Annotated in this window: 18 protein-coding genes and 1 pseudogene; 16 read left to right on the forward strand and 3 right to left on the reverse strand. The window is 61.5% G+C overall.

Annotated elements, in window-relative coordinates; genetic code table 11:
* Nucleotides 1-189: 189 nt before the first annotated feature.
* Nucleotides 190-1,644 carry a tRNA uracil 4-sulfurtransferase ThiI gene (thiI, locus tag PSH84_RS06475; RefSeq protein ID WP_122565257.1) on the forward strand — a complete coding sequence of 485 codons (1,455 nt, stop codon included), beginning with the start codon at nt 190-192 and terminating at the stop codon, nt 1,642-1,644.
* A 138-nt stretch (nt 1,645-1,782) separates the two neighbouring features.
* Complete coding sequence (gene typA, locus PSH84_RS06480; protein WP_003186725.1) at nt 1,783-3,603, forward strand: translational GTPase TypA; 1,821 nt, start codon at nt 1,783-1,785, stop codon at nt 3,601-3,603.
* Between the two features lie 225 nt (nt 3,604-3,828).
* On the opposite strand, the gene PSH84_RS06485 is transcribed toward typA, so the two are convergent.
* A complete protein-coding gene (locus PSH84_RS06485) occupies nt 3,829-4,266 on the reverse strand; it encodes a YkgJ family cysteine cluster protein (RefSeq protein ID WP_003196865.1) in 438 nt (145 codons plus the stop codon).
* Between the two features lie 253 nt (nt 4,267-4,519).
* On the opposite strand from PSH84_RS06485, the gene PSH84_RS06490 reads away from it, so the two are divergent.
* The 5 genes and pseudogenes from PSH84_RS06490 to PSH84_RS06510 all read left to right on the forward strand — a co-directional run bounded on the left by PSH84_RS06490 (nt 4,520) and on the right by PSH84_RS06510 (nt 14,130).
* Entirely contained in the window at nt 4,520-6,970 is a 2,451-nt protein-coding gene (locus tag PSH84_RS06490) for a glycogen/starch/alpha-glucan phosphorylase (protein WP_122565259.1), read from the forward strand.
* A gap of 319 nt (nt 6,971-7,289) precedes the next feature.
* A pseudogene (locus tag PSH84_RS06495) lies at nt 7,290-10,915 on the forward strand (DUF2339 domain-containing protein).
* Nucleotides 10,912-12,285 carry a DUF3999 domain-containing protein gene (locus PSH84_RS06500; protein ID WP_305482421.1) on the forward strand — a complete coding sequence of 458 codons (1,374 nt, stop codon included), beginning with the start codon at nt 10,912-10,914 and terminating at the stop codon, nt 12,283-12,285. The pseudogene PSH84_RS06495 and the gene PSH84_RS06500 overlap by 4 nt, the downstream one beginning before the upstream one ends.
* Nucleotides 12,286-12,520: 235 nt before the next feature.
* Complete coding sequence (locus PSH84_RS06505; protein ID WP_018607993.1) at nt 12,521-13,531, forward strand: class 1 fructose-bisphosphatase; 1,011 nt, start codon at nt 12,521-12,523, stop codon at nt 13,529-13,531.
* A 2-nt stretch (nt 13,532-13,533) separates the two neighbouring features.
* A complete protein-coding gene (locus PSH84_RS06510; protein WP_305469311.1) occupies nt 13,534-14,130 on the forward strand; it encodes a DUF924 family protein in 597 nt (198 codons plus the stop codon).
* A gap of 123 nt (nt 14,131-14,253) precedes the next feature.
* On the opposite strand, the gene PSH84_RS06515 is transcribed toward PSH84_RS06510, so the two are convergent.
* Nucleotides 14,254-16,146: a methyl-accepting chemotaxis protein gene (locus PSH84_RS06515; RefSeq protein ID WP_305469312.1), complete on the reverse strand. Its 1,893-nt coding sequence runs from the start codon at nt 16,144-16,146 to the stop codon at nt 14,254-14,256.
* A 284-nt stretch (nt 16,147-16,430) separates the two neighbouring features.
* Between PSH84_RS06515 and PSH84_RS06520 the strand changes: the two genes are divergently transcribed.
* Both PSH84_RS06520 and PSH84_RS06525 read left to right on the forward strand, forming a co-directional pair.
* Complete coding sequence (locus tag PSH84_RS06520; protein ID WP_003186715.1) at nt 16,431-16,685, forward strand: hypothetical protein; 255 nt, start codon at nt 16,431-16,433, stop codon at nt 16,683-16,685.
* Nucleotides 16,686-16,716: 31 nt separating this feature from the next.
* The gene (locus tag PSH84_RS06525) at nt 16,717-17,286 is read left to right on the forward strand and encodes a lipocalin family protein (RefSeq protein WP_122565265.1); all 570 of its coding nucleotides are present in this window, start codon (nt 16,717-16,719) and stop codon (nt 17,284-17,286) included.
* Nucleotides 17,287-17,422: 136 nt separating this feature from the next.
* Here the strand turns inward: PSH84_RS06525 and PSH84_RS06530 are convergent, their stop codons facing one another.
* Nucleotides 17,423-18,787 (reverse strand): formimidoylglutamate deiminase, encoded by a 1,365-nt coding sequence (locus tag PSH84_RS06530; RefSeq protein WP_305482422.1) that lies wholly within the window; start codon nt 18,785-18,787, stop codon nt 17,423-17,425.
* 143 nt (nt 18,788-18,930) lie between these two features.
* On the opposite strand from PSH84_RS06530, the gene hutC reads away from it, so the two are divergent.
* The 7 genes from hutC (at nt 18,931) to PSH84_RS06565 (ending at nt 26,763) form a co-directional block, all read left to right on the forward strand.
* Complete coding sequence (gene hutC / locus PSH84_RS06535) at nt 18,931-19,641, forward strand: histidine utilization transcriptional repressor HutC (RefSeq protein ID WP_170845945.1); 711 nt, start codon at nt 18,931-18,933, stop codon at nt 19,639-19,641.
* Nucleotides 19,638-20,207 (forward strand): HutD/Ves family protein, encoded by a 570-nt coding sequence (locus PSH84_RS06540; RefSeq protein WP_305469316.1) that lies wholly within the window; start codon nt 19,638-19,640, stop codon nt 20,205-20,207. Before hutC ends, PSH84_RS06540 begins: the two co-directional genes overlap by 4 nt.
* Nucleotides 20,208-20,666: 459 nt before the next feature.
* Nucleotides 20,667-22,355, forward strand: coding sequence for a urocanate hydratase (hutU, locus tag PSH84_RS06545; RefSeq protein WP_039592729.1), 1,689 nt, complete (start codon nt 20,667-20,669; stop codon nt 22,353-22,355).
* Between the two features lie 153 nt (nt 22,356-22,508).
* Entirely contained in the window at nt 22,509-23,975 is a 1,467-nt protein-coding gene (locus PSH84_RS06550) for a purine-cytosine permease family protein (RefSeq protein WP_305469320.1), read from the forward strand.
* A gap of 70 nt (nt 23,976-24,045) precedes the next feature.
* Nucleotides 24,046-25,014: an ABC transporter substrate-binding protein gene (locus tag PSH84_RS06555; RefSeq protein ID WP_014336129.1), complete on the forward strand. Its 969-nt coding sequence runs from the start codon at nt 24,046-24,048 to the stop codon at nt 25,012-25,014.
* Nucleotides 25,015-25,084: 70 nt separating this feature from the next.
* A complete protein-coding gene (locus tag PSH84_RS06560; RefSeq protein ID WP_122565270.1) occupies nt 25,085-25,936 on the forward strand; it encodes an ABC transporter permease in 852 nt (283 codons plus the stop codon).
* Nucleotides 25,933-26,763, forward strand: a complete 831-nt coding sequence (locus PSH84_RS06565; RefSeq protein ID WP_050586211.1) for a quaternary amine ABC transporter ATP-binding protein — start codon at nt 25,933-25,935, stop codon at nt 26,761-26,763. The genes PSH84_RS06560 and PSH84_RS06565 overlap by 4 nt, the downstream gene beginning before the upstream one ends.
* Nucleotides 26,764-26,806: the final 43 nt, after the last annotated feature.

Genomic DNA, 26,806 nt, shown 5'->3' on the forward strand with positions numbered 1-26,806 from the left:
AATCCACGCTTTTAATGGCGTAAATCAAAGATTGTCAGACAATAACGCACTGCAATGTAGCGCCGCCAATCGATAATGACCTGTTTTGGTGCACCTAAAACCATCTGCACATAAACTGGTTAAACCTTGAGCAATTTCCGCTATAATCCGCGCCCCCCTTTTTCGGCTGGCCGTTCGCGCGCTGTTTTCATGAAACTAATCGTAAAAGTCTTCCCCGAGATCACCATCAAGAGCCGCCCGGTACGGATGCGTTTCATCCGCCAGTTGGCCAAGAACATCCGTGCCGTGCTCCGAGACCTGGACCCGGCCGTGGTGGTGAATGGCGTGTGGGACAACCTCGAACTGGAAACCCGTGTCAGCGAACCCAAGCTCCTCAAGGAAATGACCGAGCGCCTGAGCTGCATGCCGGGCATCGCGCATTTTTTGCAAGTCGATGAATACCCGCTGGGGGATTTCGACGACATCCTGGCCAAGTGCATGCTCCATTATGGTGACGCGCTGGCTGGCAAGATTTTTTCGGTGCGTTGCAAGCGTGCCGGCAAACACCCGTTCAGCTCGATGGACGTGGAGAAATACGTCGGCAGCCAGTTGCGTCGGCAATGCGGCGCGGCCGGTATTTCGTTGAAAGACCCGGAAATCGAAGTGCGCATCGAAATTCGCGACCAGCGGTTGTTCGTGATCCACAGCCAGCACAACAGCATCGGCGGTTATCCGCTGGGTTCGCTGGAGCAGACCCTGGTGCTGATGTCCGGTGGCTTCGACTCCACGGTGGCCGCCTACCAGATCATGCGTCGCGGGTTGATGAGCCATTTCTGCTTCTTCAACCTCGGCGGACGTGCCCATGAATTGGGCGTGATGGAAGTGGCGCACTTCATCTGGAAGAAGTACGGCAGCTCCCAACGCGTGTTATTTGTGAGTGTGCCGTTCGAGGAAGTCCTGGGCGAGATTCTCGGCAAAGTCGATAACAGTCATATGGGCGTCATTTTGAAGCGTATGATGTTGCGCGCCGCTTCACGAATTGCCGACCGCCTGCAAATCGATGCGCTGGTGACCGGCGAGGCGATCTCCCAGGTGTCGAGCCAGACGTTGCCGAATCTGTCGGTGATCGACTGCGTGACCGAGAAGCTGGTCTTGCGTCCACTGATCGCCAGCCACAAGCAGGACATCATCGACCAGGCCAACGAAATCGGCACCGCCGAGTTTGCCCGGCACATGCCGGAGTACTGCGGCGTCATCTCGGTCAATCCGAAGACGGCGGCCAAGCGCGGGCGGGTGGAGCACGAAGAGAAAGAATTCGACATGGCGGTGCTCGAGCGAGCGCTCGAAAACGCCAGGCTGGTGCCAATCGATCGGGTCATCGATGAATTGGGCCAGGACATACAAATTGAAGAAGTCGGCGAAGCGCTGGCCGGTCAGATCATCATCGACATCCGTCACCCGGACGACGCTGAAGACGACCCGCTGAGTATCGCCGGCATCGAGGTACAAACGATGCCGTTCTATGCAGTGAACGCGCGTTTCAAGGAACTGGACCCTACTCGCCAGTACCTGCTGTATTGCGACAAAGGCGTGATGAGTCGCCTGCATGCCCACCATTTGCTCAGTGAGGGGCATGCCAATGTGCGCGTTTATCGACCGAGCTAAGTGCCCGGGGCTGTTTGCCTGTGGCCTGCGTCACCGGCCCCCCGACGCCGCCGACAGGCTGTAACGGCTTTGTCGGACTCAACGTAAATCGCTGCCACGACCTGTCAGCACACCGAATCCTCTGATCGAGATACACAAGTGATCGAAAATCTACGCAACATCGCCATCATTGCTCACGTTGACCATGGTAAGACCACCCTGGTAGACAAACTCTTGCGTCAATCCGGCACCCTGGAGCGCAACGAGCTCAACGACGAGCGCGTGATGGACTCCAACGACCAGGAAAAAGAGCGCGGTATTACCATCCTGGCGAAAAACACCGCCATCAACTGGAACGGCTACCACATCAACATCGTGGACACCCCGGGCCACGCCGACTTCGGTGGTGAAGTAGAGCGCGTGATGTCGATGGTCGACTCCGTGCTGCTGCTGGTTGACGCTCAAGACGGCCCTATGCCGCAAACCCGTTTCGTGACCAAGAAGGCTTTCGAAGCCGGCCTGCGTCCGATCGTGGTCATCAACAAGGTTGACCGTCCAGGCGCGCGTCCGGATTGGGTTCTGGACCAGATCTTCGACCTGTTCGACAACCTGGGTGCCACCGAAGAACAGCTGGACTTCAAAGTCGTCTACGCCTCGGCCCTGAACGGTATTGCCGGTCTGGACCACACCGCCATGGCTGAAGACATGACCCCGCTGTACCAGTCGATCGTCGACGACGTACCGGCGCCGAAAGTCGACCGTGACGGTCCGTTCCAGATGCAGATCTCGGCACTGGACTACAACAGCTTCCTGGGTGTGATCGGCGTTGGTCGTATCGCCCGTGGTCGCATCAAGCCGAACACCCCGGTGGTCGCCATCGACGCCGACGGCAAGAAGCGCAACGGTCGTATCCTCAAGCTGATGGGTCACCACGGCCTGCACCGCATCGACGTTGAAGAAGCAGCGGCCGGCGACATCGTCTGCATCAGCGGCTTCGAGCAACTGTTCATCTCCGACACCCTGTGCGACCCACTGAACGTCGAAGCGATGAAGCCGTTGACCGTCGACGAGCCAACCGTTTCCATGACCTTCCAGGTCAACGACTCGCCATTCTGCGGTAAAGAAGGCAAGTTCGTGACCAGCCGTAACATCAAGGAACGCCTGGACAAAGAGCTGCTCTACAACGTTGCCCTGCGCGTTGAAGAAGGCGACTCGGCCGACAAGTTCAAGGTTTCCGGCCGTGGTGAGCTGCACCTCTCGGTACTGATCGAAACCATGCGTCGCGAAGGCTTCGAAATGGGCGTAGGTCGTCCTGAAGTGATCATCCGCATGGTGGATGGCGTCAAGCACGAACCGTACGAAAACGTGACCATCGACCTGCCGGAAGAATCCCAGGGCGCGATCATGGAGCAAATGGGCCTGCGTAAAGGCGACCTGACCAACATGGTTCCGGATGGCAAGGGCCGTGTGCGCCTTGAGTACAACATCCCGGCCCGTGGCCTGATCGGTTTCCGTAACGAGTTCCTGACCCTGACCTCCGGTGGCGGCATCCTGACTTCGATCTTCGATCGTTACGACGTGATGAAGTCCGGCGACATGTCTGGCCGTCAGAACGGCGTCCTGGTATCGGTTGCCACCGGCAAGGCCCTGACCTACTCGCTGGAAACCCTGCAAGCGCGCGGCAAGCTGTTCGTCGAGCACGGCCAGGATATCTACGAAGGTCAAATCGTCGGTCTGAACAGCCGCGACAACGACCTGGGCGTGAACCCGACCAAAGGCAAGAAGCTCGACAACATGCGTGCTTCGGGCAAGGACGAAACCATCGCCCTGGTTCCGCCGGTCAAGTTCACCCTGGAACAAGCGCTGGAGTTCGTGCAGGAAGACGAACTGTGTGAAGTGACGCCTAAGTCGATCCGCCTGCGTAAGAAAATCCTTGGCGAAAGCGAGCGTACCCGCGCTGCCAAGAAAAGCGGCAACTGAGTTTCGACTTAGTTAGCGGCTGAAAAAAACGCCCCTGATTGTGAGATCAGGGGCGTTTTTTTATGCTTGGAAGTTATGTGGTGTCTGTCAGGGCCCTATCGCGAGCAAGCTCGCTCCCACAGTTGATTTTCAGCGGATACAGATTTTGTGTCCGACATACATCTACTGTGGGAGCGAGCTTGCTCGCGATGGCGATGGTTCAGGCACCGCTGAACCATCTGTAGATCAGAATTTGTCCAACGTCCGCGGATTGCGCTCGCGCTCCACTTCCTTGGGCTTGTAGGCGCAATACCCCGGCCGCGGTCCAACCCGCGGATGGTTGCGGCAGGTGTCCGGACGTTTCTCGTAAATGGTGCACAACCGGCTCTTGCGGTCCAGATAAAGGCAATCGTTGTTGCTCATGCGCTGGAGCGTGAAGATTTCCGACTTCTGGTTGTAGCGCTCGACGATCCCTTCCTTTTGCAGGCGCTTGGCGATGTTCTTCGGCGGATCGCCCAGTTCGAACTCATCGACGATACCGATGCGGATCAGGTCCTTGATCTTGACCTCCACCGGCAGCGTGCAGCAGCTCGACACGCAGGAACCGCACATCGGGGCGGAGTACTTGGCCCAGGTATCGAGTCGGTCGATCTCCGCGGCGGCGATCAGGTTGGGCTTCATCATCACGGTTTACCAGCATGCATCAGGGCGCGCGATCATACCGGGACTGGTGAAATTTTGAACGACCATCTGCCGGTTTTTTTTCATCCCTGCAAAAACGCTCCAGGACCGGCACGCCCCCTGCATTCATTCGTCCATATGGCAGTTCCCTGGCGACGATTCTCCGGCGCGGTGGAAAAACCACCGAACCTGCGCCTGTACCGCCTGTCAGACCGACTAGGCTCAGACAATTCCATGCTCGTTCGAGGTCTCATCAATGACTCAAGAACCACTTGTTCGCGAAGCCGAAGTCGCTGCTTTTCGCGATGCTGTGTTGACCAAACTCACTTATGCCGTCGGCAAGGACCCCGATCATGCGTTTGATCACGATTGGTTCGAAGCTATTGCCCTGGCCGCCCGCGACCACATGGTCGAACACTGGATGGACCACACGCGGCAGATCTACCGCAAGGGCCAGAAGCGCGTCTATTACCTCTCCCTGGAATTCCTCATCGGTCGCTTGCTCTACGACAGCCTGAGCAACCTCGGCCTGCTGGACACCGCCCGTGAAGCCCTGACCGAGCTGGGCGTGGACCTGGAGCGCATCCGCCTGCTCGAGCCGGATGCGGCGTTGGGCAACGGTGGCCTTGGCCGCTTGGCGGCGTGCTTCATGGAAAGCATGTCGACCCTGGGCATCGCCGGTCATGGCTACGGGATTCGTTATGAGCACGGCCTGTTCCGCCAAGCGATTGTCGATGGCTGGCAGCAGGAGCAGACCGAGCACTGGCTGGACTTCGGCAACCCTTGGGAGTTCGAGCGCCCGGAAGTGGTCTACCCGATCGGCTTTGGCGGCAGCGTCGAAACCGTGACCGACGACACCGGCAAGACCCGGCAAGTCTGGTCCCCGGGCGAAACCGTGCGAGCCATCGCCTATGACACCCCGGTGGTGGGCTGGCGCGGTGCCAGCGTCAATACCCTGCGCCTATGGCGCGCCCGAGCCGTGGAAGACCTGCACCTGGAGCGCTTCAATGCCGGCGACCACCTGGGCGCGGTAGCGGAGGTGGCCCGGGCTGAAAGTATTTCCCGCGTGCTGTACCCGGCCGACAGCACCGAGGCCGGCCAGGAACTGCGCCTGCGCCAGGAATATTTCTTCGTCGCCGCCTCGTTGCAGGACTTGCTGCGCCGCCATCGCAACATGCACACCTCGGTGCTGACCCTGGGCGATCACGCGGCGATCCAGCTCAACGACACGCACCCGTCCATTGCCGTGGCCGAGCTGATGCGCCAATTGGTGGACGTCTACGACGTGGCCTGGGACGCGGCCTGGCAGATCACCCAGGACACGCTGTCCTACACCAACCACACGCTGCTGCCCGAAGCCCTGGAAACCTGGCCGGTGGGGCTGATGGAGCGCATGTTGCCCCGGCACATGCAGATCATCTACCTGATCAACGCCCAGCACATCGATTCGCTGCGGGCCAAGGGCGTGCACGATTTCGACGTGCTGCGCTCGGTGTCGCTGATCGAAGAGGACAACGGCCGCCGGGTGCGCATGGGTAACCTGGCGTTCCTCGGTTCCCACAGCGTCAACGGTGTGTCCGGATTGCATACCCAACTGATGCGCAGCACGGTGTTCTCCGAGTTGCACAAACTCTATCCGGATCGGATCAACAACAAGACCAATGGCATCACCTTCCGCCGCTGGTTGTTCCAGGCCAACGCCGAATTGACCTCGATGATGGTCGACGCCCTCGGCCCGAGCGTGCTCGACAACCCCGAGGAGCGCCTGATCGAACTGGAACCGTTTGCCGACAAACCGGCGTTTCGCAAGGCGTTCGCCGAGCAGCGGCTGCACAGCAAGAAAGCCCTGGCTTATCTGATCCACGAGCGACTGGGCATCGCCGTCAATCCGGCGGCGATGTTCGACGTGCAGGTCAAGCGGATCCACGAGTACAAGCGCCAGTTGCTCAATCTGATGCACACCGTGGCACTGTATCAGGCGATTCGTGCCGAACCGGAAGTGGATTGGGTGCCGCGGGTGAAGATCTTCGCCGGCAAGGCCGCCGCCAGTTATCACCAGGCCAAGCTGATAATCAAGCTGACCAACGACATCGCCCGGGTGGTGAACAACGACCCGACCGTGCGTGGTTTGCTCAAAGTGGTGTTCCTGCCCAACTACAACGTCAGCCTGGCCGAAAGCATCATCCCGGCGGCGGACTTGTCGGAGCAGATTTCCACGGCCGGTTTCGAAGCGTCGGGCACCAGCAACATGAAGTTCGGCCTCAACGGCGCGCTGACCATCGGCACCATGGACGGCGCCAACGTGGAGATGCATGAGCGTATCGGTGGCGAACACATGTTCATCTTCGGCCTGACCGCCGAGCAGGTGGAGGCGCGCAAGCAAAACGGAGAGTTCAGCGCCGCGCCGGACATCGCCGCGTCCCATCGCCTCAACGATGTGTTGCAGGCGATTCGTGGTGGGGTGTTCTCGCCGGATGATCCGATGCGCTACGCCGGGCTTGTGGATTCGTTGGTGGACTACGACCGCTTCCTGGTGTGCGCCGACTTCGACTCGTACTGGAACGCCCAGGCCAAGGTCGAAGAGCGTTGGCACGACTCCAAGCAGTGGTGGCGTTCGGCGGTACTGAATACCGCGCGCATGGGCTGGTTCTCCTCGGACCGGACCATCCGTGAATACGCCACCGACATCTGGAAAGCCCTGGAGTAGCATTTGCTGTAAGAAATGTGAGCGAAGCCCAACGGCGGTTGGGCTTCGTCGATATACTAGGCGCCAGTTTCGCCGGGCTATGTGGCCGGACTCAGTAAATGGCAGCGCCAACATTCCAATGTGGGAGCGAGCTGTGTGGGAGCAAGGCTTGCCCGCGATGAAAACGCCGCGGTCTCTTGAGGACCGCAGCGCCTGGATCGCGAGCAAGCTTTGCTCCCACACAGCTCGCTCCCACAGGGTTTGGGGGGTTCCACTAGACTGATCCAGGCACCGCATCACCCCGGTTACGCCCGCAACGGGCCGCTTAGGGATATCGACCATGCAATGGATCTTGACGTTGTTGGGCCTGGCACTCGGCTGGGTGGTGGACGAGTCGTTCGCCGATGCGCTGATAGGCGCACTGGTGGGGCTTGGCATCGCCCAGGCGTTTCGATTGGGGCGCCTGGGTGTCCAAGCGGCCAAGCAACAGATCTTGTTGCAAGAGGCCCAGCAGAGCTTGCTCACGTTGGAGGCCCGTCTGGCGGTGCTCGAACGCGGCAAGGTGGCCGAGCCAGGTGATCCGGCACCCGCGCCCGAGGTTGTCGTGCCCCAGGCCGCGCAGCCCGCAACGCGCACCGAACCGGAGCTCGTCTGGGAATTGCCACCAGACCTCGAACCCGCTCCCGCGATGGCCACCCCAGGCCAGCCAGCCGTTGCCCGATGACATTTGGAAGCCCGCGCCAGAGACGTCCAGTCAGCGTGCCCACCGCGACTTTGCCCCTCTGCCCCTGGAGCCGATGGTGGCGGAGCCGGCGGCCCCCCGTGGTCCGAATCTGTTCGACCGCGCCATTATCGGTGCGCGCAACTGGCTGTTCGGCGGCAACACCGTGCTGAGAGTCGGCGTGGTGCTGTTGTTCCTCGGCCTGGCGTTCCTGCTGCGCTATGCCACCGAAGGCATGGTGGGTGCCGATCGAGTTGCGTTACGCCGGCGTCGCGGCCAGCGCCTTGGGCCTGCTGGGCCTGGGTTGGTGGCTGCGCAACCGCAACAGTAATTATGCGTTGATGCTCCAGGGTACCGGGATCGCCGTGTTGTACCTGACCGTGTTCGCCGCCATGCGCCTGCATCCATTGCTCGATTCCAAGGCCGCCCTGGGCTTGCTGGTAGCGGTGACGGTGTTCTCGGCGATCCTGGCGGTGACCCAGAATGCCCTCGGCCTGGCTGCTGCGGCGGCACTGGGCGGGTTCGCCGCACCGATCCTGACCTCCACCGGCAGCGGCAACCACGTCGCGCTGTTCAGCTATTTCATCCTGCTCAATGCCGGTATCCTCGCGATTGCCTGGTTCAAGGCCTGGCGCCTGCTCAACCTGATCGGTTTTGTCGGCACCTTCGGCATCGGTTTCGCCTGGGGCCTGCGTTCCTATACGCCGGAGCTGCTCTGGAGCACCGAGCCGTTCCTGATTCTGTTCTTCCTCATTTACCTGGCGATCGGCTTGCTGTTCACCCGCCGCAAGCTGTTGGAAATGGGCGATGCTCCCGAGGACGGCAGCCGCGAGGCGCTGCTGCGCTGGTCGGCGCGCAAGGGCGATTACGTGGACGGCAGCATGCTGTTCGGTCCGCCGTTGGTGGGCTTTGGCTTGCAGTTCGCGTTGGTGCAGCACCTGGAGTTCGCCGCCGCCTTCAGAGCCCTGGCCCTGGGCATGATCTACATGGGCCTGGCGCGGCTATTGATGGGCGGCCGCGCCCTGCTGTTGGCGGAAACCTGCCTGGCCCTGGGGGTGATTTTTGCCAGCCTGGCGATCCCCTTGGGGCTCGACGCCCGTTGGACCGCGGCGGCCTGGGCCGTGGAGGGCGCGGGGATCTTCTGGCTGGGCCTGCGCCAGCAGCGTCCATTCGCCCGGGCCTTTGCCTTGCTGCTGCAATTGGGCTCGGCGGTGGCGTTCATCAGCGAGTTGCGCAGCGGCGACGGTAGCCTGCTCGATGGTTCACCGCTGGGAGCGTTGATGCTCGGCGGCGCCTTGCTGTTCACCTTCTACCAACTGCACAAGGCTGAGCCTGAGCACTGCGCACATTGGGAGCGCCAAGGCCAGCCGGTGCTGGCTGTGCTGGGGTTGAGTTTCCTCTATCTGCTGGCACCGCTGTTCTTCCTCACCCACGGCACCGCCATCGCCTGGGCCCTGGCCGGTTTGGCGACGCTGTTCGTTGGCTTGCGCCTGCAATCGCGCAGCTTCCTGTTCACGGCGTTCGCGGTGCAATTGCTCGGCGGTGCGCTATTCCTGTTGCGCTTGCAAGGCGCCGAAGGCGATTCGGCGGCGGTGTTCAGCGCGGGCTGGAGCGGTTTGCTCAGTGCTTCGCTGATCGGCCTGGCGTTGATCGGCGGCATGTTGCTGGCGGCGCGCGACGACATGGTGCGCAACGATGTCCGGTTGCTGCGCGGCTTGTCGGTGGTGTTGTTGGCGGGGCTGGTGCTGATCAACCTCGCGGTGCTGTTCGTCCTGCCGTGGCAAACGGCGAGCGGTGTATGGGCGGCCAGCGGCCTCTTGATCATCTGGCTGAGCCTGTACCTGAAACAACGCGTGAGCTTTGTCTTCGGCCTGCTGTTGCAACTGCTGGGCGGTGCGGCGTTCCTGACGGCGGGGCCGACGCTGCTGGGGCCGCTCAATGCCGAAGATCTGCGGCCCCTGGCCCATAGCGGCTTCTGGACGCCGCTGGTGCTGGGGTTGGCGGCGCTGGTGGGCGCATGGCGCCTGCAACGGGCGCACGCGGCGCAGGAACTGGAGGCCTTGAGCTTGCAGCGCCTGTCCGAGCTGTTGCTGGTCTGGGGGGCGGGTTGGTGGGCGTTGGCGTGGGTCAGCGAAGTGCTGCGCTTTGCCCCGGCGAACCTGCAAGGCAGTTGGCTGCTGATGGTCGCGGCGATCAGTGTGGCGGTGTGGACGGTCTTGGCGCTGCGGTTGAAATGGCCGGCGCTGGGGTTGCTGTGCACGTTGTTGATTCCGGCGGCGGGCTCTGTGCTGGTGGCAACGGGGCACAGCTACTATCACCCGGCCGCGAATTTCGGCTGGCTGGCCTGGCTGGCGGTATTCGGCGTGCATTTCCTCTCCCTCAAGCACTTGGCGCCGACGCTGCCGGCCCAGGCGCGCAGTACGGCCCACGTGCTCGGTTGCTGGTTGCTGATGGCGGTGTTGATGCTGGAATTGCGTTACGGCCTGCTGTTGCTGTCCGAGCAGTACAACGCCTGGCGCTGGTTGGCCTGGGCGATCCTGCCGAGCCTGTACCTGGTGCTGATGGCAGCGCCGCGTGCCTGGCCATGGCCGGTTTCGGCACAGCCCCGGGAATACCGTGTCTATGCGGCGGCACCCATGGCACTGCTGATGCTCGGTTGGTTCTGGCTGACCAACACCTTCAGCGATGGCACCGCCGAGCCACTGCCTTACGTGCCGTTGCTCAACCCCTTGGAGCTGGGCCTGCTGTTCGCCTTGTTCGGTGTCTATGTGTGGGCCCGCAACGCCGTGGCGCAATCGACGAGCCGATGGAGTCGCGTTGGACACATCGCCCAATTGATCGCCGGTGTGTCGCTGTTCGCGTTCTTCACCGCGCTGGTGATGCGCACTGCCCACCAGTGGATGGGGGTGCCGTTCGAGCTGGATGCGCTGCTTGAATCCATGTTCGTGCAGGCCGGCTTGTCCATTGTCTGGACCCTGATCGCCCTGGGCCTGATGATCGGTGGGCATCTGCGCCATCGCCGTGAAGTGTGGCTGATCGGTGCGGCGTTGATCGCCGTGGTCGTGGCCAAGCTGTTCTTTGTCGAATTGAGTAACCGTGGCGGTCTGGCGCGGATTGTTTCGTTTATCGGCGTAGGCGTGTTGCTGCTGGTCGTGGGCTATTTTGCGCCGCTGCCGCCCAAGCGCCCGGAGACGGTCGCCCAGGATGAGCCGCCTATGCCTGTCAGTGAGGGAGTGTCATCTTGAGTCGCAAGTTGAATCGGATCGGGCTGGGCGTGGTCGGATTGTGGGTGGCGTTGTCGGCTACGGCCCAGGAACAACCGGCGGATTTCGCCCATCAGGTGCCGTTGGCTTTGAGCGGCGAAGGGCCGTGGTATCGCCTCGCGCTGCCACTGGACGTTCAGCTGCAAGCGCGGCAGACCGACCTGAGCGACCTGCGGGTCTTCAACGCGGCCGGGCAGGCCCAGGCTTATGCGTTGGTGCGCGAGTCGGCCCAGAGCCGGGAAAACCGTACCCTCACCGACGTGAAGTGGTTCCCGCTGTACAACGCCGCCGATGACAACGAGCGCGCGCCCAGTGTGCGAGTGCAATCGAATGCCAACGGCACACTGGTGGAAGTCCAACCCTCCAGCCGGCTCGAAGCAGGGGAAGAGGAGTTGCGTGGCTGGTTGCTGGATGCCAGCGCGATCAAGGCGCCGCTGCAGCAGTTGATTCTCGACTGGACCGGCGAACGCGATGGCTTCCAGCGGTTCACCATCGAGGCCAGTGACGACTTGCAGCACTGGCAGTCATGGGGCGAAGGCCAGGTGGCGCGTCTGACCTTTGCCGATGAGCGGGTCGAGCAGCATGAAGTGAGCCTGCCGGGGCAGCCGGCACGTTACCTGCGGCTGTTGTGGGATTCGCCGTCCTCCGCGCCGGTGCTGACCTCGGCCCAGTTGCAAAGCGCCAGCCGCGAAAACCTGCCGTTGCCGCTGGCCTGGTCCAAGCCTTTGGCTGGCAGCACCACGAAGGCCGGTGAATACACCTGGCAGTTGCCCATGGGGCTGAACATCGAGCAAGTGCAGGTCGAACTGAGCCAGGCCAACAGCCTGGCACCGGTAACGCTGGCCGGGCGCCGGGAAAGCAGCCAGCCGTGGCAGCCGTTGGGCAGTGGTTTGCTCTATCGCCTGACCCAGAACGGCCAGGATGTGCTGCAAAACCAATTGCAACTGTCCGGCCAGACCGTCCAGCAATTGAAACTGACGGTGGATGAGCGTGGTGGTGGTCTGGGGAGCGAAGCCCCGGCCCTGCGCTTTGCCGTGCGCCCGACCCAGGTGGTGTTCCTGGCGCGCGGCGAAGGGCCCTACAGTCTGGCGCTCGGCAGCGCGACGGTCAAAGCGGCGAACTTGCCATTGAGCACGCTGGTGCCCGATTACAAGCCGTCACGCCTGGCGACGCTGGGCACTGCGACGGTGAACGGGTTGGCAACCACCTCGACACCGGCTAGCGCCGCCACCCCCGCGACCGACGATACCAACTGGAAGAAAATCGGCCTGTGGGCGGTGTTGTTGCTCAGTGTGCTGTTCCTCGCGGCGATGGCGTTCAGCCTGTTGCGCAAGCCGCCGGTCAAGAATTGAGGTGTGCTCATCGCGAGCAAGCTCGCTCCCACAATAGACCGCGTTCGTCGAAACAACTCGGTCAACTGTGGGAGCGAGCTTGCTCGCGATGGCGTCCTCCCAATCAACAGAAATACCCAAGCGAGCCCCCACCCCGTGAACTCAATCCTCCATATCCCGTCTCATAGGAGGAATTAAGTCCCGACTCGCGCTAAACTGCGCTGGTTTTTCCGCCCCCTATTCTTCGGAGCCGTCCATGTCCCGCGTTACCTTGAGTCGCTATTTGATTGAGCAGACCCGCAGCAACAATACCCCTGCCGATCTGCGCTTTTTGATCGAAGTGGTGGCGCGTGCGTGCAAGGAGATCAGCCACGCCGTCTCCAAAGGCGCGCTGGGTGGTGTCCTGGGCAGCATGGGCACCGAAAACGTGCAGGGCGAAGTGCAGAAGAAGCTCGACGTGCTGTCCAACGAAATCCTGCTCGAAGCCAACGAGTGGGGCGGTCACTTGGCCGGCATGGCGTCCGAGGAAATGGACAATGCCTACCAGATCCCGGGCAAATACCCCAAGGGTGCCTACCTGCTGGTGTTCGACCCACTGGACGGTTCGTCGAACATCGACATCAACGCGCCGGTCGGCACCATCTTCTCGGTACTGCGCTGCCCGAACGAGTACCTGAGCCAGAACGAAGCCCTGAATGAAAAGGCCTTCTTGCAGCCAGGCACCGAGCAGGTCGCCGCCGGTTATGCCATCTACGGCCCTCAGACCATGCTGGTGCTGACCCTGGGCGACGGCGTCAAAGGCTTCACCCTGGACCGCGAGATGGGCAGCTTCGTCCTGACCCACGAAGACATCACCATTCCTGAAACCACCCAGGAATTCGCCATCAACATGTCCAACCAGCGTCACTGGGAAGCCCCGGTAAAACGCTACGTCGAAGAATTGCTGGCGGGCGAAGAAGGCCCGCTGAAGAAGAACTACAACATGCGCTGGGTCGCTGCGATGGTTGCCGACGTGCACCGGATCCTGACCCGTGGCGGCCTGTTCATGTACCCGCGCGACAGCCGCGAGCCGTCCAAGCCGGGCAAGCTGCGCCTGATGTACGAAGCCAACCCGATGTCGTTCCTGGTGGAGCAGGCAGGCGGCGCTTCCACCGACGGTCACCAGCGCATCCTCGATATCAAGCCTGAAGGCCTGCACCAGCGCGTGGCGGTGTTCCTCGGTTCGAAAGAAGAAGTGGCGCGCGCCACGGCCTATCACAAGGAGTAATCATGGCCGAGCCCTGGCAGGCGTTGCTCGATTGGTGGTTTGGTTCAGCCGAAACACCGGACGAAATAGCCGCTGACAAGGGCAAGCTGTGGTTTGGCAAAGGCCATGATCGCCAGGCGCGAGAGCGCTTCGGCGATCAGGTCGAGCAGGCACTGGCCGGCGGATTGACCGAGTGGGCGCAACGCCCGGAAGGTTGGCTGGCCCTGGTGCTGCTACTCGACCAACTCCCGCGAATGATCTTTCGCAACACCCCTAAAAGCTTTTCCGGCGATCTGCGTGCCCAAGCGCTGGTAGCCCAGGGCCTGGCGGCGGGGTTCGACGGGCAACTCAAACCGATCCAGCGGGTATTCATCTACCTCGTACTCGAACACTGCGAAAACCTCGCGGTGCAGAACGAAGCCGTGTCGCGGTTTATCAACCTGGTCCGAGAGCAGCCTGAGGCGCAGCGGGCGGTGTTTGAAGACAACCTGGATTATGCCGAACGGCATCAGAAGATCATTGCCCGGTTTGGACGCTTTCCCCATCGCAATGCGGTGTTGGGGCGCGAGTCCACGGCTGATGAGCTGGAGTTTTTGAGCAGGCCTGGGTCCAGGTTCTGAGTTTTCTGCGCGTCTGATGCCGCTATCGCGAGCAAGCTCGCTCCCACAGTTGACCGAGTTCCGTCAGGGAAATCTGATCAACTGTGGGAGCGAGCTTGCTCGCGATGGGGCCCCTTCCAGGCGCTAGATCCGGAAACTGCCCACCAACTGCTTCAATCGCGCCGCCTGCTGCTCGAGGTCGGCACAGGCGCGCAAGGTGGCTTGCAGGTTTTCCACGCCTTCCTGGTTAAGGGTATTGATCTCGGTGATGTCGACGTTGATCGACTCCACCACGGCGGTCTGTTCTTCGGTGGCGGTCGCCACGGACTGGTTCATGCCGTCGATTTCACCGATACGCTGGGTCACGCTGCCCAGTCGTTCGCCGGCCTGGTTGGCGATGCCGACGCTGCTTTCGCTCTGGCGCTGGCTGTCGGTCATGGTCAGTACCGCTTCCCGTGCGCCGACTTGCAGTTCTTCAATCATCTTCTGCACTTGCTGCGCCGAATCCTGGGTGCGGTGGGCCAGGTTGCGCACTTCATCGGCCACCACTGCGAAGCCGCGCCCGGCTTCACCGGCCCGGGCTGCTTCGATGGCGGCGTTGAGGGCGAGCAGGTTGGTCTGCTGGGAAATGCTGGTGATCACCTCAAGAATCTGGCCGATGTTCACCGTGTTGCTGTTCAGGGTTTCGATGTTGCCACACGAATCGCTGATCTTGGCCGACAACTGTTGCATGGCCGCGATGGTTTTATCCACCACTTGCTGACCGTCTTCGGCCAGGCTGCGGGCATCGCTGGAATGTTGCGAGGCGAGGGCGGCGTTCTGGGCGATTTCCTGGGCGGCGGCGCCAAGCTGGTTGATGGCCGCGGCCACGCTGCTGGTGCGCGATGCCTGCTGGTCGGAGTTGAACATCGACGAGTTGGACGCACTGACCACGCGCAAGGCGACTTCGTTGACCTGTCCGGTGGCTGAGGCCACTTCGCGGATCGAGGTGTGAATGCGCTCGACAAAACGGTTGAACGACGTGCCCAGTGCGCCGAATTCGTCCTGGCCGTGGATGACCAGGCGGCGGGTCAGGTCGCCTTCGCCTTCGGCGATGTCATGCATGGCACGGCCCATGGTCAGCAGCGGCTGCATCAGCACGCGGATCAACATGCCCAGCAGGGCGATGATGAACACCACGGCGATGACCATGGCGATCAGTGCCGATGTACGGAACTCACTGAGCATCGCCAGCGCGGTGTCCTTGTCGAGCACCAGCGCCACGTACCAATCGGCGCCCGGCACGCCGTTGACGCGGGTGAAGGAGATGAATTGGGTCTTGCCGTCGAGATCGACTTCCTTCACGCCCGGGCTGATTTGCGGTGCGCCGTTGGGGTAGGCCTCGGCCAGGGTCTTGAGCACGCGCTTGCTGTCGGGGTGGATCAGGATCTTGCCGTCGGCGCTGACGATGAACGCGTGGCCGTGGCCGCCGAAGTTCAGCGAGTTGATGATGGCGCTGACGCTGGACAGGTCGATGTCCGCACCGGCCACGCCGATCATCTGGTTCTGGCGCTGTACCGGTGTGGCGACGGTGATCACCAGCTTGCCCGACGAGGCGGCGATGTAGGGCTCGGTGACAATGGTTTGCTGTGCGCTGTTGGCGGCCTTGTACCAGCCACGGGCGCGCGGGTCGTAGTCGGCGGCGCGATTGCCGGCCGGTACCGAGAACATCACGCCGTCGGTGCCGCCGAAATAGCTGAGCTGGAAGTTGCCGGTGTAGGCCGGCAGGCCCACGGCGCGCTTGAGGCTGTCGGCACTGCTGCCGTCCACGGCGATCTGCTGGGCCAGCGATTGCAGCAATTGGATACGGCCGTCGACCCACGTCTGGATGTTGCGGCTGGTCAGGCTGCCGAGCTCCTGCATGGAGGTCTCGGTGCTGGCGTGCAGGCTCTGGCGTTGACGATAGTCGTTGAACAGGATGAAACAGGCGAATGCAACGGCCACCACGAGGGCGGCAGCCAGCAGGATTTTATGGCTGAATTTCATGTTTCTGGTCATTAATAACACTACCGCGGAGGGACGGGTCAGGAAGGGCTGTCAATTTGCCATAGCGCAGGGTTTTGCGCTGTTACTTTTTATCGGCGCAGAAGCCCGGCCCATCAGGCGTCAGGGCGTCAATCCCGACGAAAGGTACGACGGCGTCACAAACCGGTTGATTCACCGATGAAACACCTCTGCACGGCCAATAAATACTGGGGGCGTCAGGGAACCAGATAAGGGTTTTCTCTTCTAAGGATCAGGTTGGCACCCTGCCACCTCCCTTCCGTTCCAGGAGTTACACCATGTCGCTGCGATCTATCGCTCTGCTGTTTATGTGCGTCGTGTTGACCGCATGCAGCAAGGTCAACCAGGAAAACTATTCGAAACTGTCGGCGGGTATGCCCAAGGCCGAAGTCGAAACGTTGCTGGGGAAACCGACCGATTGCTCAGGCGCCCTCGGCATGTCCAGCTGCACCTGGGGCGACCAGAAAAGCTTTATCAGCGTGCAGTACGCCGGTGACAAAGTGTTGATGTTTTCCGGCCAAGGCCTGAAGTAAACCGAGGCCAGAGGCCTGCGGGAGAAAAATAATGATGCGGTTAGTTTTTGTGCTTTTGGCTGGCCTGGTTTTGGCTGGCTGTGCCACTTCTGGCGAAGATCCGCTGGCACCCAAGACGGTCAACAGCGTCAACCTCAAGCGTTACCAAGGGACCTGGTATGAGTTGGCCCGCCTGCCCATGTATTTCCAGCGCAATTGCGCGCAATCGGAAGCTCACTACACCCTCAAGCCAGACGGCAATGTGGGTGTGCTCAATCGCTGCCTGACCTCGGACTGGCAGTGGGAAGAAGCCAAGGGTACCGCCACGCCGCAGGTGCCGGGCAAGACCGACAAGCTCTGGGTCGAGTTCGATAACTGGTTTTCACGGATCGTGCCGGGCGTGGCGAAAGGGCAATACTGGGTGCTGTACGTCAGCGATGACTACAAGACCGCCATCGTCGGCGACCCGAGCCGCCGCTACATGTGGCTGCTGTCCCGCACACCGACCGTCAATAGCGTCGTGCGCGAGGAACTGCTGAGCAAGGCGCGCCAGCAGGGTTATGACACGACACGACTGATCTGGCGCGCCTCGGATCGGCAGATGGCCAAGACCTCGGACTGACGGTCACCCGAAAACCAGTGTGGGAGCGAGCTTGCTCGCGATGACGGATTTCCAGTCAACATTTGCGTTGAGTGTGAAGGCCTCATCGCGAGCAAGCTCGCTCCCACAGTGGTATTCCCACATTGATTTTTTGCGATCAGCCCAGGAGTTCGCGCAATACCTGGGTAAACGCCCGGGCGCTTTCCTCTTCGCCGGCATGACGCCCATCGCGCACAACCCACTGTCCACCGACCATCACATCGCGCACCTGGCGATCGCCGCCGGCAAACAACCAGCGATTGAGGATCCCGTCGCCCTGGGCGGTGGCCAGGTATGGGTCGTTGCCATCGAGCACCAGCCAGTCGGCGCGCTTGCCGATGTCGAGGGCGCCGACCGGTTGTCCCAGGGCCTGGGCGCCGCCTTCCAATGCCGCGTCAAACAAGGTGCGGCCAACCATCGGCTGATCCGTCCGGTATAAGCGGTTGCGCCGTTGATCACGCAGGCGCTGGCCATATTCCAGCCAACGCAATTCTTCGACCACGCTCAACGACACATGACTGTCGGAGCCGATCCCCAGGCGTCCGCCCTGGGCGAGGAAATCCACGGCCGGGAAAATCCCGTCCCCCAGGTTGGCTTCGGTGGTCAGGCACAGACCGGCAATCGCCCGGCTCTTGGCAATGAGGCTGACTTCCTGGGCGTTGGCATGGGTGGCATGGACCAGGCACCAGCGCTGGTCGACCTCGGTGTTTTCGTACAGCCATTGCAACGGGCGGGCGCCGCTCCAGCTCAGGCAGTCATCGACTTCCTTTTGCTGCTCGGCGATGTGAATGTGCACCGGGCAATCACGGTCGCTGGCGGCCAGCACGTCCTGGATCTGTTCGGGCGTCACGGCGCGCAGCGAGTGGAAACACAAGCCCAGGGCCTGGGACGGTTGCCCGGCCAGGATCGGCTGCAAGCGTGATTGAAGCTTCAAGTAGTTTTCGGTGCTGTTGATGAAGCGACGCTGCCCGTCATTGGGCGCCTGGCCGCCAAAACCGGAATGGCTGTAGAGCACCGGCAGCAGCGTCAGGCCGATGCCGGCGGCGCTGGCGGCGTGGCTGATGCGCAGGGCCAGCTCCGCCGGGTCGGCGTAGGGCGCGCCGTCGGTGTCATGGTGCACGTAATGGAATTCGGCGACCGAGGTGTAGCCGGTCTTGAGCATTTCGATGTACAGCTGGCGAGCGATGATGCCGAGTTGCTCGGGGCTGATTTTTCCGACGAGGCGATACATCAAGTCGCGCCAGGTCCAGAAACTGTCGTTGGGATTGCCCGCCACTTCCGCCAGCCCGGCCATGGCCCGTTGAAAAGCATGGGAGTGCAGGTTCGGCATGCCCGGCAACAACGGGCCGTCCAGCCGTTCGGCGCCGTCTGCGTGGGAACCGGCCTGGATATGGGTCAGGACGCCCTCGGCATCGACCTCAAGACGTACATCGTGGGCCCATCCACTAGGCAGCAGCGCGCGTTCGGCAAAGAAGGCGGACATGGTTCAACCTCATCGTGCGTAATTTGTATATACATATACAGACGTTTGCCTGGCCGGTAAACTCCGGCAAGCTAGCAACCTTATCCGCAGAACAGGGAACCGCCGTGCCGACTCCGCCTGCCAAACCGCCGCTGGCCGCACACATGGGTGACAGTCCGGCGCCCTTGTACGCCCGCGTCAAACAGATGATCACCCAGCAGATCGACAGTGGAAACTGGCCGCCGCATTACCGCGTGCCGTCGGAAAGCGAGCTGGTCAGCCAGTTGGGCTTCAGTCGCATGACCATCAACCGTGCCCTGCGGGAAATGACCGCCGACGGCCTGTTGGTGCGCATGCAGGGGGTGGGCACGTTCGTGGCCGAGCCCAAGAGCCAATCCGCGTTGTTCGAAGTGCACAACATTGCCGACGAAATCGCCTCCCGTGGTCATCGCCACACCTGCAAGGTGATCACCCTGGAAGAAGAGGCGGCCGGTTCCGAGCGAGCCCTGGCCCTGGACATGCGTGAAGGCCAGAAGGTGTTCCATTCGCTGATCGTGCATTTCGAGAATGACATCCCCGTGCAAATCGAGGACCGTTTTGTCAACGCACTGGTGGCGCCTGACTACCTCAAGCAGGATTTCACCGTGCAGACCCCTTACGCCTACCTGAACCAGGTTGCGCCACTGACCGAAGGCGAGCACGTGGTGGAAGCGATCCTGGCCGAGCCGAGCGAATGCAAGCTGCTGCAGATCGAGCGAGGTGAGCCGTGCCTGTTGATCCGCCGTCGTACCTGGTCCGGACGCCAACCGGTGACCGCCGCACGCCTGATCCATCCGGGCTCCCGCCACAGCCTGGAAGGGCGCTTTCATAAATGAGCCAGTTGAAGGTTTTACGCGCAGCAGATTACCCCCGCATGCCGTGGAAAAACGGCGGTGGCAGCACCGAGGAAATCACCCGCGATGCCGGTGCCGGCCTGGAAGGTTTCGGTTGGCGCCTGTCGATTGCCGATATCGGTGAGTCGGGTGGTTTTTCCACATTCGCCGGTTACGAGCGGGTTATCAGCGTTCTGCAAGGTGACGGCATGACGCTGAACGTTGATGGCCAGACCACGCGGGCTTTGCATCCGCTGGACCCTTTTGCGTTCAGTGGCGAGAGTCATGTGTATTGCACGCTGCTGGGCGGGCCGATTCGCGACTTCAACCTGATCTACACGCCACAACGTTACCGCGTGCGGTTGCAGTGGTTGGGCGGCCAGCAGCGGTTTTTCAGCGAGGCGGGGACGGTGTTGGTGTTCAGTGCCGCCCCGGGATTGGCCATCAAGATCGCTGAATCTGCCGTGGATTTGGGACTCTACGACTGCTTGCAACTGAGTGGTAACACCGGGCTGGTGGATGTCTCCACCCACGGTCAATGCTGCGTGATCGAGCTGACGGCCCACTAATTTCAGCTTCTTGAGTACCCTGTGGAAGCAAGGCTTGCCCGCGATGCAGGCGATGCGGTCTGCCAGAAAATCGAGTCGCCTGCGTCGCGGGCAAGCTTTGCTCCCACAGATAAATCCCCTCTCCACAAGGTGCCTGCCTACTGTTTCTTCTGCGCACCAACTTGTTACCGAATGCCCCAGCGTGGCGCAATACCACGCTTTTTTGTCCCTCTGATCTCCCCCTAAAAAGCCCTCTTAAAAAATTTCATACGGCTCGTTAACCCTTCAACTACAGGGCTTTCAGCCAATTCCACAGCCGTTCCTAAGCATCACCTCCAACAAGTTGGCCGCTTGATTGCATATGCTTGTACATACAAGTAAAGACGTATGCGTATGAGTCACCGATATTCAACGCAACGTTCGCAAAATCGCTGCCCACTGCCCGGGCTGGTCTGGATTGATCGCTGAGGAGTTTTTGCTGTGACCGACGCTACCCGTAAACCCGAAAAATACCGTGACGTTGAAATTCGCGCCCCTCGCGGTAACACGCTGACCGCCAAAAGCTGGCTGACTGAAGCGCCGCTGCGCATGTTGATGAACAACCTCGACCCGGAAGTGGCCGAGAACCCCAAGGAGCTGGTGGTCTACGGTGGCATCGGCCGCGCGGCGCGTAACTGGGAGTGCTACGACAAGATCGTCGAAAGCCTCACCAACCTGAACGACGACGAAACCCTGCTGGTGCAATCCGGCAAGCCGGTGGGCGTATTCAAGACCCACAGCAATGCCCCTCGCGTACTGATCGCCAACTCCAACCTGGTGCCGCACTGGGCCAGTTGGGAGCACTTCAACGAACTCGACGCCAAGGGCCTGGCCATGTACGGCCAGATGACCGCTGGCAGCTGGATCTACATCGGCAGCCAGGGCATCGTGCAGGGCACTTATGAAACCTTCGTCGAAGCCGGTCGCCAGCACTACGACTCCAACCTCAAGGGCCGTTGGGTCCTGACCGCCGGCTTGGGTGGCATGGGCGGCGCACAACCCCTGGCCGCGACACTGGCGGGTGCGTGCTCGCTGAACATCGAATGCCAGCAGGTGAGCATCGATTTCCGTCTGAAAACCCGCTACGTCGACGAGCAAGCCAAAGACCTCGACGACGCCTTGGCGCGTATCGAGAAATACACCGCCGAAGGCAAGGCCATTTCCATCGCGCTGTGCGGGAATGCTGCCGAAATCCTGCCGGAAATGGTCCGTCGTGGTGTGCGCCCGGACATGGTCACCGACCAGACCAGCGCCCACGATCCCCTCAACGGTTACCTGCCGGCCGGTTGGACCTGGGACGAATACCGTGCCCGTGCCAAGACCGAACCCGCCGCCGTGGTGAAGGCCGCCAAGCAATCGATGGCCGTCCACGTCAAAGCCATGCTGGCCTTCCAGAAAATGGGCGTGCCGACCTTCGACTACGGCAACAACATCCGCCAGATGGCCCAGGAAGAGGGCGTCGAAAATGCCTTCGACTTCCCCGGTTTCGTCCCGGCCTATATCCGTCCGCTGTTCTGCCGTGGCATCGGCCCGTTCCGTTGGGCTGCGCTGTCCGGTGACCCCCAGGACATCTACAAGACCGACGCCAAGGTCAAGGAACTGATCCCCGACGACGCCCACCTGCACAACTGGTTGGACATGGCCCGCGAGCGCATCAGCTTCCAGGGCTTGCCGGCGCGTATCTGCTGGGTTGGCCTGGGCCAGCGCGCCAAGTTGGGTCTGGCCTTCAACGAAATGGTGCGCAGCGGCGAGTTGTCGGCGCCGATTGTCATCGGTCGCGACCACCTCGACTCTGGTTCCGTCGCCAGCCCGAACCGTGAAACCGAATCCATGCAGGACGGCTCCGACGCCGTTTCCGACTGGCCGCTGCTCAACGCCTTGCTCAACACCGCCAGCGGCGCGACCTGGGTGTCGTTGCACCACGGTGGCGGCGTCGGCATGGGCTTCTCCCAGCACTCGGGCATGGTGATCGTCTGCGACGGTACCGACGAAGCGGCTGAACGGATTGCCCGCGTACTGCACAACGACCCGGGCACCGGGGTGATGCGCCATGCCGATGCCGGTTACCAGATCGCCATTGATTGCGCCAAGGAGCAGGGGCTGAACCTGCCGATGATCACCGGCAAGTAACCCCTGAAGCCCATGTGGGAGCGAGCTTGCTCGCGATGAGGGTGTGTCAGTCAATGGAGCGGGTACTGACCCATCGCTATCGCGAGCAAGCTCGCTCCCACAGGGAAATTGCAGAGCCAATGAATTCCAGAACAATCCACCAGAGGTTGAACCATGGCTGTCACCAGCGAACGCGCAAGCAGCAAGCCGTTGATCGAGAAACGTTCGATCGACTACATCCCGGAAGCGGAGCGACACGGTCGGCTGTTGAGCCAGTTCACTCTCTGGATGGGGGCCAATCTGCAAATCACGGCCATTGTCACCGGTGCATTGGCGGTGGTGCTGGGCGGTGATGTGTTCTGGTCGTTGATCGGTTTGCTGATCGGCCAAGTGCTCGGCGGTGGCGTCATGGCGTTGCATGCCGCCCAAGGGCCCAAGCTTGGCCTGCCGCAGATGATCTCCAGCCGGGTGCAGTTTGGTGTGTATGGCGCGGCCATCCCGATCGTGCTGGTGTGCCTGATGTACCTGGGTTTCACCGCGACGGGAACCGTGCTTTCCGGCCAGGCGCTGGGCCAGTTGTTTGGCGTCAGCGACAGTGTCGGCATCCTCATTTTCGCCAGTGTCATCGTGCTGGTCACGGTGCTCGGTTATCGGGTGATTCACTTCATTGGCCGTGTCGCCAGCGTTATTGGTGTGATTGCCTTTGTTTACCTGTTCGCTCGACTGATCAGCCAGACGGACGTTGGCGCACTCCTGCAGATCCGCCATTTCAGCTGGAGCAGTTTCCTGCTGGCGGTGTCGCTCGCGGCCTCCTGGCAGATCGCCTTCGGCCCCTACGTGGCTGACTATTCGCGTTACCTGCCGAGCAAGACGTCCTCGGTGAAAACCTTTTTTGCCGCAGGCGCCGGTTCAGTCATCGGCGCACAGGTGGCGATGATCCTCGGCGTGTTTGCCGCCGCCTCGGCCAATGGGCAATTCGCCGGTCACGAAGTGGCCTACGTCGTGGGCCTGGGGGGTACCGGCGCCACCGCTGCGCTGCTGTACTTCAGCATCGCGTTTGGCAAGGTCACCATCTCCACGCTGAACTCCTACGGCAGCTTCATGTGCATTGCCACCATCATCAGCGGTTTCCGGGGGCACCTGAACGTCACGCGTTTGCAGCGGCTGATCTTCGTGCTGGTCATCGTCGGCGCTGCGACCCTGATCGCGCTGCTCGGCCAGCACTCGTTCCTCGGGGCGTTCAAGTCCTTCATCTTGTTCTTGCTGGCGTTTTTTACGCCTTGGAGCGCGATCAACCTGGTGGATTACTACTGCATCACGCGCGAGCGCTATGACGTGCCGGCACTGGCCGACCCGAACGGTCGCTATGGTCGTTGGAATGCCCTCGGCATCAGCGTTTATGTCTTCGGTGTGCTGGTGCAATTGCCGTTCATCGCCACCAAGTTCTATACCGGTCCGCTGGTGGGAGCCATGGGCGGTGTGGATATCTCCTGGATCATCGGCCTGGTGGTCCCGGCGGCGCTGTATTTCGTCCTCGCCAAGAAGTGGCACAGCGCAGTACCCGATCAATTGATCCTGCCGCTCGAGCAGGACGCGGTTGACGCACAACCGAGCAGGGCGGGCCGCATCCAAGCGGTCTGATGGGACGTTGACAGGGCTGGATGCCTCTTGACTGCCGTAAGCCAATCCAACTGATTAGGAGCGTCACATAATGAAGTCGAACAAGACCCTGCTGACCACATTGCTTTCCATGGGCCTGCTGGCAAGCGCCGGCGCCACGCAAGCGGCGGGTTGGTGCGAGTCGGGTAAACCGGTGAAGTTCGCCGGCCTGAACTGGGAAAGCGGCATGCTACTGACCGACGTCCTGCAAGTGGTGCTGGAAAAAGGCTACGACTGCAAGACCGACAGCCTGCCGGGCAACTCCATCACCATGGAAAACGCCCTGAGCAGCAACGACATCCAGGTGTTCGCCGAAGAGTGGGTCGGCCGCAGTGAAGTCTGGAACAAGGCCGAGAAAGCCGGCAAGGTGGTCGGCGTCGGTGCCCCGGTCGTGGGCGCCATCGAGGGCTGGTACGTGCCACGCTACGTGGTTGAAGGCGACGCCAAGCGCAAGCTCGAAGCCAAGGCCCCGGGCCTGAAGAACATCGCCGACCTGGGCCAATACGCTGCCGTGTTCAAGGACCCGGAAGAACCGTCTAAGGGCCGCTTCTACAACTGCCCGGCCGGCTGGACCTGCGAGCTGGACAACAGCGAAATGCTGAAAAGCTACGGCCTGGAAAAAACCTACACCAACTTCCGCCCAGGCACCGGCCCGGCCTTGGATGCGGCGGTGCTGTCGAGCTACAAGCGTGGCGAACCGATCCTGTTCTACTACTGGTCGCCAACACCGCTGATGGGCCAGGTGGACCTGGTGAAACTGGAAGAAAAACCGGGCGTGGATAAGAGCGTAAGCATCAAGGTCGGCCTGTCCAAGACCTTCCACGACGAAGCCCCGGAACTGGTGGCGGTGCTGGAAAAGGTCAACCTGCCCATCGATATCCTGAACCAGAACCTCGGGCGTATGGCCAAGGAGCGGATCGAGTCGCCGAAACTGGCGAAGATCTTCCTGAAGGAACATCCTGAAGTCTGGCACGCCTGGGTCAGTGAAGACGCTGCCAAGAAAATCGACGCGGCTCTGTAGGTCGAATACCCCCGGCCAACCTTAGGGCTGGCCGGGACGTTCACCGCATCCACTTGATCGAGAGTCTCTTATGTTTCCCGAAAGCTTTACCTTCTCCATCGCCGATTGGGTCAACGGTTGGGTCGACTCCCTGGTGACCAACTATGGCGATGTGTTCCGGCATATCTCCGACACCCTGCTGTGGGCCATCGTCAACCTCGAAGGTGTGCTGCGCATGGCGCCCTGGTGGCTGATGCTGGCCATCGTCGGCGGCGTTGCCTGGCACGCCACCCGCAAGGTCGTGACCACGGCGGTGATCGTCGGCCTGTTGTTCCTGGTGGGCGCGGTGGGCCTGTGGGACAAGCTGATGCAGACCCTCGCGTTGATGCTGGTGGCGACGCTGATCTCGGTGTTGATCGGCATTCCCCTGGGCATCCTCTCGGCGCGCAGCAATCGCCTGCGTTCGGTGCTGATGCCGTTGCTGGACATCATGCAGACCATGCCGAGCTTCGTGTACCTGATTCCGGTGTTGATGCTGTTCGGCCTGGGCAAGGTCCCGGCGATTTTCGCCACGGTGATCTACGCCGCGCCGCCGTTGATTCGCCTGACCGACCTGGGCATCCGCCAGGTGGACGGCGAAGTGATGGAAGCCATCAACGCCTTTGGCGCCAACCGCTGGCAACAGCTGTTCGGCGTGCAACTGCCCCTGGCCCTGCCGAGCATCATGGCCGGGATCAACCAGACCACCATGATGGCCTTGTCGATGGTCGTCATCGCTTCGATGATCGGCGCCCGAGGCCTGGGTGAAGACGTACTGGTGGGCATCCAGACCCTCAACGTTGGACGCGGCCTGGAAGCGGGGCTGGCCATCGTGATTCTCGCCGTGGTCATCGACCGCATTACCCAGGCCTATGGTCGTCCTCGGCATGAGGTGAGCAAATGAGCAACGCAGCCATCAGCAAGATCGAAGTCAAGAACGTCTTCAAGATTTTCGGCAATCGCTCCAAGGAAGCCCTGGAGCTGATCCGCCAGAACAAGACCAAGGACCAGGTGCTGGCGGAAACCGGTTGCGTGGTCGGTGTGAACGACCTGTCGTTGAGCATCGGCACCGGTGAGATCTTCGTGATCATGGGCCTGTCCGGTTCCGGCAAGTCCACGTTGGTGCGCCACTTCAACCGGCTGATCGACCCTACCAGTGGCGCGATCCTGGTGGACGGCGAAGACATCCTGCAACTGGATATGGATGCCCTGCGCGAGTTTCGCCGGCACAAGATCAGCATGGTGTTCCAGAGCTTCGGCCTGTTGCCCCACAAGAGCGTGCTGGACAACGTCGCCTATGGTTTGAAAGTGCGCGGTGAGAGCAAGCAGGTGTGCGCCGAGCGTGCGCTACATTGGATCAACACCGTGGGCCTGAAAGGCTACGAGAACAAATACCCGCACCAGCTCTCCGGCGGTATGCGCCAACGGGTCGGTCTGGCCCGGGCCCTGGCGGCGGACACCGACATCATCCTGATGGACGAAGCCTTCAGCGCCCTCGACCCGTTGATCCGCGCGGAAATGCAGGACCAGTTGCTGGAACTGCAAAAGACCCTGCACAAGACCATCGTCTTCATCACCCACGACCTCGACGAGGCCGTGCGCATCGGCAATCGTATTGCGATTCTCAAGGACGGCAAGCTGATCCAGGTCGGCACGCCGAGAGAGATCCTGCACTCGCCGGCGGATGAGTATGTCGATCGGTTTGTGCAGCGTAGGGCTGCGGTGGTGTAAGGCTGAACTCAGTTGTGGCGAGGGGATTTATCTGTGGGAGCAA

Source organism: Pseudomonas beijingensis (assembly GCF_030687295.1).
GTDB lineage: Bacteria > Pseudomonadota > Gammaproteobacteria > Pseudomonadales > Pseudomonadaceae > Aquipseudomonas > Aquipseudomonas beijingensis.

Excerpts from the sequence above, each read along its gene's own strand:
- PSH84_RS06505 (WP_018607993.1), top strand. The coding sequence starts at position 12,521 with ATGTCCCGCGTTACCTTGAGTCGCTATTTGATTGAGCAGACCCGCAGC.
- PSH84_RS06560 (WP_122565270.1), top strand. The coding sequence starts at position 25,085 with ATGTTTCCCGAAAGCTTTACCTTCTCCATCGCCGATTGGGTCAACGGT.
- PSH84_RS06555 (WP_014336129.1), top strand. The coding sequence starts at position 24,046 with ATGAAGTCGAACAAGACCCTGCTGACCACATTGCTTTCCATGGGCCTG.
- PSH84_RS06565 (WP_050586211.1), top strand. The coding sequence starts at position 25,933 with ATGAGCAACGCAGCCATCAGCAAGATCGAAGTCAAGAACGTCTTCAAG.
- PSH84_RS06520 (WP_003186715.1), top strand. The coding sequence starts at position 16,431 with ATGTCGCTGCGATCTATCGCTCTGCTGTTTATGTGCGTCGTGTTGACC.
- PSH84_RS06550 (WP_305469320.1), top strand. The coding sequence starts at position 22,509 with ATGGCTGTCACCAGCGAACGCGCAAGCAGCAAGCCGTTGATCGAGAAA.
- thiI (WP_122565257.1), top strand. The coding sequence starts at position 190 with ATGAAACTAATCGTAAAAGTCTTCCCCGAGATCACCATCAAGAGCCGC.
- PSH84_RS06510 (WP_305469311.1), top strand. The coding sequence starts at position 13,534 with ATGGCCGAGCCCTGGCAGGCGTTGCTCGATTGGTGGTTTGGTTCAGCC.
- PSH84_RS06525 (WP_122565265.1), top strand. The coding sequence starts at position 16,717 with ATGATGCGGTTAGTTTTTGTGCTTTTGGCTGGCCTGGTTTTGGCTGGC.
- PSH84_RS06490 (WP_122565259.1), top strand. The coding sequence starts at position 4,520 with ATGACTCAAGAACCACTTGTTCGCGAAGCCGAAGTCGCTGCTTTTCGC.
- PSH84_RS06515 (WP_305469312.1), bottom strand. The coding sequence starts at position 16,146 with ATGACCAGAAACATGAAATTCAGCCATAAAATCCTGCTGGCTGCCGCC.
- PSH84_RS06540 (WP_305469316.1), top strand. The coding sequence starts at position 19,638 with ATGAGCCAGTTGAAGGTTTTACGCGCAGCAGATTACCCCCGCATGCCG.
- hutC (WP_170845945.1), top strand. The coding sequence starts at position 18,931 with ATGGGTGACAGTCCGGCGCCCTTGTACGCCCGCGTCAAACAGATGATC.
- PSH84_RS06530 (WP_305482422.1), bottom strand. The coding sequence starts at position 18,787 with ATGTCCGCCTTCTTTGCCGAACGCGCGCTGCTGCCTAGTGGATGGGCC.
- PSH84_RS06485 (WP_003196865.1), bottom strand. The coding sequence starts at position 4,266 with ATGATGAAGCCCAACCTGATCGCCGCCGCGGAGATCGACCGACTCGAT.